We start from the raw sequence: 12607 nt of genomic DNA, 5'->3' as shown, positions 1-12607 counted from the left end.
CGGATTATCTTCAGGCGTGCTCAGATAAGCTTTTTAGCCGGGGTAGATTCGGTATGGAAACCGCAATGAGTCTAGGTTAAGACGCCTTTTTGCACAAATCATACGGCCGCCTTATCAGGCTCACGCCTCCGTCAGGGTTCAATCATCCCAGGCCCGGTAATCCTTAACACATCATAAAACCAGGTTTTAGCGGTGATATCGCCGATTTCGGTATGACCATAAAGGAAAACCTCCTGATTAGGCACCTGAAAGGGCAGTTCAAGAATGCGTCCATTGCCCCGACGGGCATAAATTTTAGCGGCGCTGGAGGGCAGGGTAACCAGCAGCTCGCTGGAGGCGATAAGTTCGCCAAGGGCAGCAAAATGCGGCACTTCCACCGCAATCTCACGCTCAAAGCCAAACTCTTTTAGCCGGTCCTCGACAATATGATGCCCGCTGGTCGCTGACACAATCACGTGCTGTGCGTCCAGGTACTCCTCCAGCGACAGCGTCTCGCCAATGCTGGGATGATGGATATTCAGCAGGCAGACGTAGCGCTCGTAGAGCATCAGTTCGCGCTGGGCAGAAGAGACGGATTCATTGCGGCTGCACAGCGCGGCATCAATACGGCCGGTCAGCAGCCACTCATCCAGACGCTCCATATCCACCGGTAACACCTCCAGCTGGATATTCGGAGCCGCCTGCCGCAGCCAGGCTACCAGCTTCGGCAGCAGCAGCAGTTCCCCTAAGTCCGACAGCGCCAGGCGAAATTTATGCCGCGAGGTTTCCGGAGAAAAGGTACGCGTTTCCGCCACGGCTTTATCAATGCCGGTCAGGGATCTCTTGAACACCTTATACAGCTGAACTGCCGTGGGCGTCGGCTCCATGCCGCTGCGGCTGCGCTTAAACAGCTCATCATTGGTCTCATCCCGCAGCTTTGCCAGCGCGTAACTGGCCGAGGGTTGAGTAATATATAGTCGGTTTGCCGCCCCGCTCACGCTGCGGGTTTCATAGATAGCCGTAAAGACGCGCACCAAATTGAGATCGAACATGATTAACCTGTATAGAGATTATCTATAAATGGACATTTATATTATCTATTTGAACTATTTTAAGCTTCTTTATACCATCCACGCCATTACATTTCGATTTGCCGCCGATCTTTCAGGCATATCAAATGATACCTCTTATAAATCAATAAACTATAATTATCATCGTTATTCCCCCTGCGGGAACGGCGGCGTCATATGCAGGATGGCCGCCGAAGGAGAGAGCAAGTGAAAGGCGAAATTGTAGACGTAATTATTGACTGGATCGAAGATCACCTCGATGACGGGCTCAATATCGAAGCCGTCGCGGCCCGTTCAGGTTACTCAAAATGGCATTTGCAGCGCGCGTTTAAAGAGAAAAAAGGCATGACCCTGGGCTCGTTTATCCGCTGCCGCAGGTTGGATCAGGCGGCAAAAAGCCTGGTCAGTTCGCATAAAACCATTATGACCATTTCCATGGATCTGGGCTTTTCCTCCCAGCAGTGCTTTCAGCGCGTGTTCAAAAAGCACTTTAACGTGACCCCCAGAGACTATCGCAATCAGTACCGCGAATTTCACTGAGTCCGACCTTCGCGCGCGGTGAACCATAACGGGAAAAGATAACGTATACTGTTGGCCGATCTACTACGCTTACGGAATGCTATGGAACGTTTCACTGAAAACCTTATTTATGCTTCGCGCTGGCTGCTGGCGCCCATTTATTTAGGCCTCTCACTGGGACTGCTGGCGCTGGCCATTAAGTTCTTCCAGGAGGTTTTTCACCTGCTCCCCAACGTGCTGGCGATGGCCGAAAACGATCTGGTGCTGGTACTGCTGTCGATGATTGACCTGACGCTGGTGGGCGGCCTGCTGGTGATGGTGATGCTGTCCGGCTACGAAAACTTTGTTTCCAGATTAGATATCGCCGAACATAAAGAGAAGCTGAGCTGGCTGGGTAAGATGGACTCCGGCTCGCTGAAAAATAAAGTGGCGGCATCCATTGTCGCGATCTCATCCATTCACCTGCTGAGGGTGTTTATGGATGCGAAAAATATCCCTGATAACAAGCTCATGTGGTACGTGCTGATTCACCTGACCTTCGTCCTTTCCGCTTTTGTGATGGGCTATCTCGACGGCATGTCGCGCCGGGAAAAGAGCTCCACTCACTGATCCTCTCTGCCCGGTGACCTGCGGGCCGTGCTGTTTTTTCCCCCTGATGATGGATATTGCTTGATCCCCGGGGGGAAATCGCATAAATAGCGGTAATTGCGCTTGAATCCTCTTTGTTACTGAGAATGACGGGAATGTCAGATGATTAGTCGTCGTCGGTTGATCCAGGCCTCCGGCGCCGTATTGCTTGCGATGACCACCGGTAAAATCTTCGCGCGGGAGGATATTATTCCTCTCTGGCCCGACGATCCCCCTGGCGGTGGCGGCCCCAGCGGCAACCTGCACGTTTCGGTTAACGGCTCCTGGTCAAATATCGTCAGCCCGGCCATTCAGCGCTTCCAGCCCGCAGAGCCAAACGGATCGGCGGTGCTAATTGCCGCAGGTGGCGGCTATCGCTGGATAGGCATGGGCGGTGAAGCCTGGCCGGTGGCGCGCTGGCTAAATGCCCGCGGCTATACCGCCTATGTACTGAGCTATCGCCTGCCGGGTGAAAAATGGCGGGCCGGGAGCTATGCGCCCTTGCAGGACGCGCAGCGGGCAATCCGGCTGGTGCGATCAATGGAAAAGAAGGTGCATCTTCTGGGCTTCTCGGCCGGTGGTCATCTGCTGGGTCTGGCCGCCGCGCGCCCCGACTTTGCCTCCTACCCGCCTCAGGACCCCCTTGACAGCGTCGTACCGGTGGTGGACAGCGTGGGGTTAATTTATCCCGTTATCACCCTTGAGCCACCCTACACCCACACCAATACGCATCTTCAGCTGGTGGGAAAAAACGCGTCGAGAAATGAAGAGGCCAACTGGTCGGTGGAAAACTATGTGACCCATCGCTATCCCCCGACCTTTTTGGCCCAGGCAGAGGACGATCCGATCTCCAACCCGCACAACACGGTGATCATGCACGATACCTGCCGACGGATGGGCGTCTCCGTCGAGCAGATTAATATTACCCGGGGCGGCCACGGGTTTGGTTTGGGCAGGGCGGGTTCACCTGCCGCTATCTGGGATGAAGCTTACGCGGTCTGGCTGGCCTCGCGGCGTTAATACCGCTGAAGACGGATTTATCTACCTTCCCCATCCGGGTTATTTATCAGTAGTCTGTCGAACCTGGTCAGGCAACGTCTGGCCGTGCCGGATCCATGCTGCGGTAATAAAGGGCGACATAGTGCCCGTTGAGCCGTTCAACGGTTACCGGCGTGTCGAATATGGCCTCAAGATTTTCCGCCGTCATCATCTGCTGCGGGCTGCCGCGCCGGATAATTTCGCCCTCCTTCATGGCAATAATGTGGTCCGCATAGGCGGAGGCAAAATTAATATCATGAATAACCAGCAGGACTGTTTTTTGTAATTCATCCGCCGCGCGACGCAGTTCGTTCATCATCGCCACGCTGTGCCGAATATCCAGGTTGTTTAACGGCTCATCAAGCAGCACGTATTTCGTATCCTGACAGAGAACCATGGCCACAAAGGCGCGCTGCCGCTGGCCACCAGAGAGCTCATCAAGGTAGCGATCGCGCAGAGGATGCAGATTCAGAAAGGCCAGTGCACGCTCGATATGCTGACGATCCTCTGCCGTCAGGCGCCCGCGTGAATGCGGATAGCGGCCAAAGCCGACCAGGTCGCTGACCGTCAGACGGCCCATCGGGTGATTTTCCTGGCGCAGGATCGACAGCACCTTCGCCAGTTCGCTGCTGGATTTTTTACCCACCACCTGACCGTCAATGCTAACGCTGCCGGCATCGGGCGTGAGCAGGCGGCTGATAACCGACAGCAGCGTGGATTTTCCCGCGCCGTTAGCGCCAATGATCGCGGTGATCCCGCCTTCGGACAGCGTTTCGCTGATCTGCTTTAGCACCCGCGTCTGCTGATATGTTTTTGTCACATCGCGAATTTCAATCATAACGACACCTTTTTAATCAGCAGGTAAAGAAACAGTCCACCGCCGGTGAATTCAATCACCACCGACAGGGTGCCGGACATATGCAGCAGGCGCTCCAGAATTAGCTGCCCCCCGACCAGCGTCACGATCCCCGTCAGTACCACTACCGGCAGCAGATACTGATGCCGGTGTGAGCCAGCAAGCTGCCAGGTCAGATTGGCCACCAGCAGTCCAAAAAAGGTCAACGGCCCAACCAGCGCGGTGGATATCGCCACCAGTACGGCGATCAGTATCAGCAGCACCAGGGTTTTCTGCCGCCAGCAGACGCCAAGGCTGATGGCGGCGTCGCGCCCCAGCGCCAGTACGTCAAGCTGGTGCCGCATTCGCCAGATAATCAGCGTGATCACCAAAATAACCGCAGCGGCCAGCGCCAGTACCTCGGGGGCGGCGCGGGTAAAGGTGGCAAACATCCTCCCCTGGAGGATGGCAAACTCACCGGGTGAGAGCAGGCGCTGCATCAGGCCGGAAAGGCTGTTAAACAGCGTGCCAAATACCAGCCCGGCCAGCAGGACCCGGTGCAGATCCACCCCGACGCTGGCAAACAGCCAGCGATAAAGCAGCATCGAGAAAATCACCAGCAGCAGCGACTCGCAGACAAATTTCCCGACAGTGCCCAGCGAGCGCAGGGCGTCAGCGTCAATAAAAAAGACGGCCAGCGTCTGTATCAGGATAAACAGCGACTCCATACCCATAATGGACGGCGTAAGGATGCGGTTATGGGTGACCGTCTGAAACAGCAGCGTGGCGACGCCCGAGGCAAAGGCGACCAGCAGCAGGGTCGCCAGAACCTGCCCACGATGCAGCAGGATATAGCGCAGGTTGCCGCTCAGGTTGAGGGTCATATAGATAATCATTACCCCCAGCGCCAGCACGGTCAGCAGCAGCAGGCGTCTTACCGGAGTGGCGAAACGCCCGCTGGCCGGTGGCAGAACGGGGCGGGTGGGGCGCGTATTAACGGACATGGCGTTTTTTCCTCAGCAGCAGGGTGAGAAAAACGACCGCACCCACTACGCCAAGCATTGCGCTGGCGGGGACTTCAAAGGGGTAGCCGATCAGCCGACCTGCGATATCGCACAGAACCACCAGCCCACCGCCGCACATCGCCACCCACGGCAGGCTGCGGCGAAGATTATCGCCCATTGCCATGCTGACGATATTCGGGACGATCAGCCCCACGAAGGGCAGTACGCCAATGACCACCACCACCACGCCGCAGACCAGCGCAATAATTGTCATGCCGGTCAGCATCACCCGGGGGTAATTCAGGCCACTGTTGACGGAGAAATCCCGCCCCATGCCGGCGAGGGTGAAACGGTCTGCAATCAGCATCGCCAGCAGCGTCAGCCCTCCCACGCTCCACAGCAGCTCATAGCGGCCCTGCATTACGCCAGAAAAATCACCCGAGGCCCAGCCGCCCAGCGACTGGAGCAGATCGAACTGCATCGCCAGGAAGGTGGTTATCGCGCTAAACACGGCACCCAGCATCATGCCGGACAGCGGAACCAGCAGGGCGGATCGGATGCGCATCCGCTGGATAAGCAGCATAAAAAGCAGGGTGCCTGCCAGGGCAAACAGTGTGGAGACCGCCATTTTGGTGATGACCGGGGCTGACGGGCTGATCAGGGTCACCAGCAGCAGGCCAAGGCTGGCCGACTGCGTGGTGCCAGCGAGGGTAGGCTCGACAAAGCGATTCTGCGTCAGCATCTGCATAATCAGCCCTGCCACGCTCATCGCACAGCCCGCCAGCACCAGCGCCAGCGTGCGCGGAACCCGACTGATAAGGGCAATTTCCCGCATCTCCGCATTGGTCCACAGGCCGCTAAGGGTAACGTCTCCCGGGCCAACGCACAGGCTACCTGCCATCAGGGCAAGCATGACGGCCAGCCCGACAAAAATATTACGCGTCATAGGTTAGGGGTTAAGGGCTTAGTGCGCTATTGATACTGTCCATAAGTCTGCTATAGCTTTGCAGGCCTCCTGCGATATACAGCGACGCGGAGTCGAGATAAACGACATGCCCCTTCTGCCACGCTGAGGTTTTGCGGATCAGCGGATTATCCAGCACCTGTTGCGCCGCCGCGCCCGTCTTGCTGCCCGTTGCGCTGTCGCGGTCCAGCACAAACAGCCAGTCAGGATTGGCATGCAAAATAAATTCAGACGACACGATGCTGCCGTGTGTACCTGTTTTCTGGAGGTTAACCGCAGGGGCAAAGCCCAGCGCATCGTAAATAAAGCCGAAGCGCGAGCCGGGCGTATAGGCGGACATTTTTCCGCCGTTAACCATAATCACCATAGCGCTGCCCGCGCTGGCTGATTTAGCTCTAATCGTCTCCGCTTTGGCAGTAAAGGCCGCCAGCAGAGTTTCCGCCTGCGCCTGCTTACCAAATATCGAGGCCAGCTGGTGGGTGCGTTGTGAAAGGCTGGCGATAAAGTGGGCGGGATCGATCTCCAGCGACACGACCGGCGCTATTTCGCTGAGTTTATCCCGGGCATCGCGTGCGCGACCCCCGGCAAAGATAATATCGGGGCTGGCATGACTTAAAGCTTCATAATCCGGCTCAAACAGCGTACCGGCATTCAGCCAGGCTGCGCCCTGATACTTTTTGAGAAATTCCGGCAGATGGGAATTGGTTTTGGGTACGCCTGCGACGGGAATATCCAGCGCATCGGCGATATCGAGCGTAGACGGGTTGAGGATAATGACCTTTTTGGGATTAAGCGGCACCACCGTGGTTCCCTGAGCATGTTCAATGCTCAACGTGTCGGATTGCTGGGCGGTAGCAACAGAACCAAAACCACCACCGATTAACAGTCCAACAAAAACCAGTGACGAAACAAACGACTGAGGTAATTTCATGACCCTTTCTCTCCTGAAAGTGAACACCAATAGCAGCGAAGTAAATGTAACTCATTCGCATTTCCAGCAGGGGCATCATACGCGGCTGGGGCAGAAAATAAACAGCGTTAAAAAGGACGTTCGGGCAGCTTTTGCTGGAGTGGGTAAAATTTCCGGTCAGAGAAAGCAGAATGTAAAGTTCTGTCCTGTCGCAGCGGCTTGATGGAGAAGGGAAAGCAGGGAAGTCAGATGAAAAAGAGTCTGTTTTTTACCCAATCGTGGAGGGATTATGGATTTTGAGTCAGGTCACCGGGTTGATGCCTGACGGAGGGAACGGTGCCAGTCGTCAGGCACAGGCGTTGAATAGGCTCACAGGAAGCTAACGCGTGGCAGAGATGACTTAACCCGCGAACTCTGACGCGTTAGGTGAAGCCGCCGCCGACGGGGCTGTTTTTTGCATTGAGAGGGGAGACCGGGAGGGGGAATAACAGACAAAAAAAAGCCAGCAAACGCTGGCTTTAGGGGTGTGTTCACCGCGCCGTTAGCGCATGGTGACAAACTCTTCAGCGCCGGTCGGGTGGATCGCTACGGTGTTATCGAAGTCCTGCTTAGTGGCACCCATTTTCAGTGCGACCGCAAAGCCCTGTAGCATCTCGTCCATACCGTAGCCGATACCGTGAATACCGACGATTTTCTCTTCCCTGCCAACGCAGACCAGCTTCATGCGGCACGGCTGACGGTGCTGGGTCACGGCGGTGTACATGGCGGTAAAGGACGATTTGTAGACCTTCACTTCGTTGTCGCCGTATTTCTCACGCGCCTGTGGCTCGCTCAGGCCAACGGTGCCGATCGGCGGATGGCTGAATACCACGGTAGGCACGTTGCTGTAATCCAGATGCTCTTCCGGCTTGTTGTTGAACAGGCGCTCGGAAAGGCGACGGCCTGCCGCGACGGCGACCGGCGTCAGCTCTACTGCGCCGGTGTTGTCACCCACCGCGTAAATGCCAGGCACGTTGGTATTCTGATATTTATCAACGTTGATATAGCCTTTCTCGTTCAGCTCAACGCCGGTAACGTTCAGGTTCAGATTATCGGTAGCCGGCTCGCGACCAATCGCCCACACCAGGCAGTCAACAGTTTGCTCTTTACCGTTTTCAAGCTGGAGCGTCAGGCTACCGTCAGCGTTTTTAACGATCGCTTTCGGCGTGGAATCCGTGTGCAGCGCCGGGCCTTCGGCGTTCATCACCTCAACCAGGGTATCGACAATCAGCGGATCGAAGGTGCGCAGCGGCGCATGCTTACGGACAAACAGGTGCGTTTCTGAACCCAGCGCATTAACCACGCCTGCAATTTCCACGGCGATATAGCCTGCCCCGACAACGGCCGTGCGCTTCGGCAGCGCATCCAGCTCAAAGAAACCGTCGGAATCAATGCCATACTCTGCGCCAGGAATGGAAGGCAGGCTCGGACGACCACCGGTGGCGATCAGGATATGGTCTGCGGTAATTCTTTCACCATTCACTTCAACGGTATGAGCGTCGATGAAACGGGCAAAGCCCTTAATCACATCGACGTTGTTTTTGCCCAGCACGTTATCATACGACGTGTGGATACGATCAATATAGGCACTGCGGTTTTTTACCAGCACGGACCAGTCAAAATGGTTAACAGTGGTATCGAAACCGTAGTCGGGACCGTAAAGGTGAATGGCTTCAGCAATCTGCGCGGCATGCCACATCACTTTCTTCGGGACACAGCCAACGTTGACGCAGGTGCCGCCCAGCGCTTTGGCTTCGATTAACGCGCACTTCTGCCCGTACATGGCCGCGCGGTTAATTGAGGCGATCCCGCCGCTGCCGCCACCGATGGCTAGATAGTCATAATGTTTGGTCATCGAGAGTGTCCCATAAGTCAGTGAAAGTAATAGCGCCAGATTGTAACGCTACAAACGTAATTGCCGCAAAGTTTACGTCTATGATTGTGATAGGGCATTGGCACGAAAATCGGCCATAATCACCGTTTAAATGCGATGGCGCTCACTGTTTTTACCTTTACTCAGCACAGAGAGATTTGATGGAACTGCTATTTTTAGGCACCGGCGGGGGCACGCCCAGCCGCCAGAGAAACGTGACCAGTATCGCCCTGCTGCTTCAGGGCGTGCGCAGCGGCTGCTGGCTATTTGACTGCGGCGAAGGCACCCAGCATCAGATCCTGCGTTCGCCCGTGAAGCCTGGAAAAATCGAGAAGATCTTTATCACTCATCTGCACGGCGACCACGTTTTCGGCCTGCCAGGATTGCTCACCAGCCGCTCGATGAGCGGAATCAGCGGGGCGATGACCCTGTATGGCCCTAAAGGGCTTCGGCAGTTTGTAGAAACCAGCCTGAGCCTGAGTGGTTCATGGCTGACCTTTCCGCTGGAGATCGTCGAAATTGAGGCAGGCGAGGTGCTGAACGATGAGCAGTTTCGCGTGGTGGCGTATCCGCTGACCCATCCGGTTGAGTGCTACGGCTACCGAATTGAGGAGCATGATAAGCCCGGCGCGCTGGACGCGGCGCGTCTGCTGGCCGACGGCATTAAGCCCGGCAGCCTTTTCCAGCAGCTTAAGCAGGGCAAAACGGTGACGCTGGAGGAGGGGCGGGTGGTTAACGGCAGGGATTACCTGGGGCCCTCGCTGCCGGGACTGACGCTGGCGATTTTTGGCGATACCAGCCCAACCCCCGCCGCGCAGGCACTGGCCGCCGGGGCGGACGTGATGGTGCATGAGGCCACGCTTGAAGCGGCGCTGGAAGAGAAGGCCAATGGCCGGGGGCACTCATCCACCGTGCAGGCTGCAACGGTAGCCAGAGATGCCGGGGCGAAAAAGCTGATTGTCACGCACTTAAGCTCTCGCTACCTGCGCGAGGATGCCAGCCGCCTGCTGGAGGAGTGCCGCGCCATCTTCCCCAATACCGAGATGGCGCATGATTTCTCCCTGTTCAGGATAGAGACGTAGAGCGGGGCACTGATGCCCCGTCAGGGCGTTATTCCGGCACAATCCAGCTGATTTTGGTATGGCCGGTACCGGCAGGCACCAGATGCTGGTGCAGCCAGGGCAGCACGTTGTTCATCTGCTGTTCCAGCTTCCACGGCGGGTTAATCACCACCATGCCGGAGCCGGTCATGCCAAAACGGTCACTGTCAGGGCGCACGGCCAGCTCGATCTGCAGGATACGGCGAATACCGGAGGCTTCCAGCTCGGCAAACATGCGTTTGATCTGCTGGCGCAGCACGACCGGATACCACAGCGCGTAAACGCCGGTACCAAAACGCTTGTAGCCTTCCTGAATGCCTTTCACCACCGCCTGATAGTCAGACTTGATTTCGTAAGGCGGGTCAATCAACACCAGGCCCCGGCGCGACAGGGGCGGCAGCTTAGACTTCAGCTGCTGATAACCATCGCTGCGTTCGGTGCGCGCACGGTCATCTTTCGCAAACTCGCTGCGCAGCATCGGGTAGTCGCTGGAGTGCAGTTCGGTCAGGCTGAGCTTGTCATAAGGGCGAAGCAGGTGACGCGCAATAAGCGGCGAGCCTGGGTAGAAGCGCAGCTTATCGTTAGGGTTGAGCGCCTTAATGCAGGACATATAGCTCGCCATCTCTTCCGGTAAATCATCCCGCTGCCAGATGCGTGCGATGCCTTCCATATATTCGCCCGTACGTTCGGCATGTTCGCCGCTCAGCAGATAGCGGCCTGCGCCCGCATGGGTGTCCAGATAGAGGTAAGGTTTATCCTTCTCGTTCAGCGCCTCAATAATCAGGCTCAAAACGGTATGCTTAAGCACGTCGGCGTGGTTGCCTGCGTGGAAACTGTGTCGGTAACTGAGCATCTTTATTTATCCTGTTGAATTTATAAGGTTTTAATTGATGGTAAATCAATCTATAACAATTATTACCTCACGAATTACCCACAGAACGACGCACGGCAACGGATGCAGGAAAAGCATGAGAACCTGGTAAGGCGGGCGATTATATCAGGGTTAAAAGCGAATGCGCGAAAAGCCGCAAAACAAAGTCGGCGCATCAGTACACGTGCTCATGACTTTTTCCGACGGCCACGCCGGTGTAAGCCCCGGACAACGCAGCAGGGCTGTAAGGCGGGCGCATTCCCTCGGGGTGTGAGCTGGATCGCTTCTTATAAATCATAAGGTTACCGTTTTTGGACAGGTCGGGGCATTGTTGATTTTAATCAAACGGGATAAGCCTTGATGCTCTAAAGTGGTTTTTCGATCTCAAAGCCAAAAAGGAGTTTGCACATGGCCATTCCCGCTTATCTGTGGCTTAAGGATGATGGCGGCGCAGCGATCGGAGGCTCCGTAGACGTTCAGCACCGGGAGGGGAGTATCGAAGTGCTCAGCTTTATGCACGGCGTACGTATTCCCACCGATGCCCATACGGGAAAACTGACCGGAACGCGGATCCACAGCGCGCTGGAATTTGAAAAGGAGTTTGATTCATCCAGCCCCTACCTATATAAGGCCGTCACTTCGGGTCAGACGCTGAAAAGCGCGGAAATAAAATGGTATCGCATTAACTTTGCCGGGCAGGAGGAGGAGTATTTCAATATGCTGCTTGAAAATGTAAAAGTGGTATCGGTTAATCCTCTGATGCACAACATTAAATCTATCGAGAATATGAATCATCTAGAATCCGTTACGCTACATTACGAGAAAATAACCTGGAAATATTGCGACGGAAATATCCAGCATTCTGACTCCTGGAAAGAACGGGCATAGTTTATGGGCGTTATCGCGCCCATGGCATAAAAAGGAATATTTATGAGCTGGGTCTATGATGTAAGGAAAAGATCCTTTACGTGGAACGGGAAATATCAATTTAGTGCACGATACGCAGGCGCTGAGGGATACAAAGATAATCCCGATTTTGAGTGTTTGAAAGACAAAGGGCCTTTGCCGCGCGGGAAATACCGTATAGGACGGCCCATAGCTCTACATCCGAAAGCGGGGCGCTATGTCTTAAGGCTCACACCTTACCCCAGTAACAATATGTGTGGAAGAACAGGCTTTCTTATTCATGGTGACAATGGACGTGGAACAGCGTCAGAGGGATGTATCGTTTTAGCCAATAAGTTCAGGCGAGATATTGTCAATAGTGGCGATAACGAATTGGTGGTTTTATGAGGTCAGGTTTCCTGATTGCGGTATGTGTCTGTTGCTCCTCAGCTCATGCAGTTCTTCAGGCAGATGCCTGTATGGGTATCCACGGAAGTATGGGTTCTGGCATGACCGACGCAATGATTGAAGATTTCAGTTTGTCGGAAAAGCAATTTATCGTGGGTGAAACGAAGATGGAAATCGTGGAGGACGTCCCTGTAAATTATCCTTTAGCCGATTTTTATGCAAAAAGAGATCGGGCTGAAGAAGCAATCCACTTCACGAGCTTAAACGAAATCAGATCAATCTATACGGAGTATCACCCAAGAAATATTATTGTTAAATTCACTTATTACAATAAACGGGGTAAGAATAATGTTTTCCTCACGTCATACGTCATAAACGATTATGAATGTTCAATTCGATTTAACGGCTATATCATCGTCAAGCGTGAATTTTAACGCCCGTACTGTTAGTCCGTATCATTGGTGGTAAAGAAGGCGGAGTGTGAT

14 protein-coding genes are annotated in these 12607 nt (G+C 54.8%); 7 read left to right on the top strand and 7 right to left on the bottom strand.

What is annotated here, in order from left to right; translation table 11 throughout:
• Nucleotides 1–131 precede the first annotated feature (131 nt).
• Complete coding sequence (locus tag AAGR22_RS20850) at nucleotides 132–1031, bottom strand: LysR family transcriptional regulator (protein WP_073980911.1); 900 nt, start codon at nucleotides 1029–1031, stop codon at nucleotides 132–134.
• Nucleotides 1032–1256: 225 nt separating this feature from the next.
• Here AAGR22_RS20850 and AAGR22_RS20845 point away from each other — a divergent pair, with 225 nt between their 5' ends.
• The 3 genes from AAGR22_RS20845 (at nucleotide 1257) to AAGR22_RS20835 (ending at nucleotide 3215) form a co-directional block, all read left to right on the top strand.
• Nucleotides 1257–1589, top strand: coding sequence for a helix-turn-helix domain-containing protein (locus tag AAGR22_RS20845; protein WP_082804042.1), 333 nt, complete (start codon nucleotides 1257–1259; stop codon nucleotides 1587–1589).
• A gap of 81 nt (nucleotides 1590–1670) precedes the next feature.
• A complete protein-coding gene (locus AAGR22_RS20840; RefSeq protein WP_067700158.1) occupies nucleotides 1671–2177 on the top strand; it encodes a TIGR00645 family protein in 507 nt (168 codons plus the stop codon).
• A 141-nt stretch (nucleotides 2178–2318) separates the two neighbouring features.
• Nucleotides 2319–3215 carry an alpha/beta hydrolase gene (locus AAGR22_RS20835; protein WP_067700155.1) on the top strand — a complete coding sequence of 299 codons (897 nt, stop codon included), beginning with the start codon at nucleotides 2319–2321 and terminating at the stop codon, nucleotides 3213–3215.
• A gap of 67 nt (nucleotides 3216–3282) precedes the next feature.
• Here AAGR22_RS20835 and AAGR22_RS20830 read toward each other — a convergent pair whose 3' ends face one another.
• From AAGR22_RS20830 to gorA, 5 genes are all read right to left on the bottom strand, one after another.
• Complete coding sequence (locus AAGR22_RS20830) at nucleotides 3283–4071, bottom strand: ATP-binding cassette domain-containing protein (protein ID WP_345829399.1); 789 nt, start codon at nucleotides 4069–4071, stop codon at nucleotides 3283–3285.
• The gene (locus tag AAGR22_RS20825) at nucleotides 4068–4964 is read right to left on the bottom strand and encodes an iron chelate uptake ABC transporter family permease subunit (protein ID WP_345831635.1); all 897 of its coding nucleotides are present in this window, start codon (nucleotides 4962–4964) and stop codon (nucleotides 4068–4070) included. The genes AAGR22_RS20830 and AAGR22_RS20825 overlap by 4 nt, the downstream gene beginning before the upstream one ends.
• A gap of 97 nt (nucleotides 4965–5061) precedes the next feature.
• Complete coding sequence (locus AAGR22_RS20820; RefSeq protein WP_067700147.1) at nucleotides 5062–6018, bottom strand: iron chelate uptake ABC transporter family permease subunit; 957 nt, start codon at nucleotides 6016–6018, stop codon at nucleotides 5062–5064.
• A gap of 10 nt (nucleotides 6019–6028) precedes the next feature.
• Nucleotides 6029–6967 carry a siderophore ABC transporter substrate-binding protein gene (locus AAGR22_RS20815; RefSeq protein ID WP_345829398.1) on the bottom strand — a complete coding sequence of 313 codons (939 nt, stop codon included), beginning with the start codon at nucleotides 6965–6967 and terminating at the stop codon, nucleotides 6029–6031.
• Nucleotides 6968–7487: 520 nt separating this feature from the next.
• Nucleotides 7488–8840, bottom strand: coding sequence for a glutathione-disulfide reductase (gene gorA / locus AAGR22_RS20810; protein WP_345829397.1), 1353 nt, complete (start codon nucleotides 8838–8840; stop codon nucleotides 7488–7490).
• Between the two features lie 179 nt (nucleotides 8841–9019).
• Here gorA and rnz point away from each other — a divergent pair, with 179 nt between their 5' ends.
• Nucleotides 9020–9940 (top strand): ribonuclease Z, encoded by a 921-nt coding sequence (gene rnz / locus AAGR22_RS20805; protein ID WP_345829395.1) that lies wholly within the window; start codon nucleotides 9020–9022, stop codon nucleotides 9938–9940.
• Nucleotides 9941–9968: 28 nt separating this feature from the next.
• Here the strand turns inward: rnz and AAGR22_RS20800 are convergent, their stop codons facing one another.
• A complete protein-coding gene (locus AAGR22_RS20800) occupies nucleotides 9969–10811 on the bottom strand; it encodes a 23S rRNA (adenine(2030)-N(6))-methyltransferase RlmJ (protein WP_067700132.1) in 843 nt (280 codons plus the stop codon).
• Nucleotides 10812–11237: 426 nt separating this feature from the next.
• Here AAGR22_RS20800 and AAGR22_RS20795 point away from each other — a divergent pair, with 426 nt between their 5' ends.
• Genes AAGR22_RS20795 through AAGR22_RS20785 form a run of 3 tightly spaced genes read left to right on the top strand, consistent with a single transcriptional unit; the run spans nucleotide 11238 to nucleotide 12556 of the window.
• Complete coding sequence (locus tag AAGR22_RS20795; RefSeq protein WP_345829393.1) at nucleotides 11238–11717, top strand: Hcp family type VI secretion system effector; 480 nt, start codon at nucleotides 11238–11240, stop codon at nucleotides 11715–11717.
• Between the two features lie 42 nt (nucleotides 11718–11759).
• Entirely contained in the window at nucleotides 11760–12122 is a 363-nt protein-coding gene (locus AAGR22_RS20790) for a tlde1 domain-containing protein (RefSeq protein WP_345829391.1), read from the top strand.
• On the top strand, nucleotides 12119–12556 hold the full coding sequence (locus AAGR22_RS20785; protein ID WP_345829390.1) for a hypothetical protein: 438 nt from the start codon (nucleotides 12119–12121) through the stop codon (nucleotides 12554–12556). The genes AAGR22_RS20790 and AAGR22_RS20785 overlap by 4 nt, the downstream gene beginning before the upstream one ends.
• Nucleotides 12557–12607: the final 51 nt, after the last annotated feature.

Origin of the sequence: Erwinia sp. HDF1-3R (genome assembly GCF_039621855.1) — a bacterium.
GTDB lineage: Bacteria > Pseudomonadota > Gammaproteobacteria > Enterobacterales > Enterobacteriaceae > Erwinia.
The sequence above is the reverse complement of the archived record's forward strand: the minus strand, read 5'-3'. Positions and strand labels throughout refer to the sequence as shown.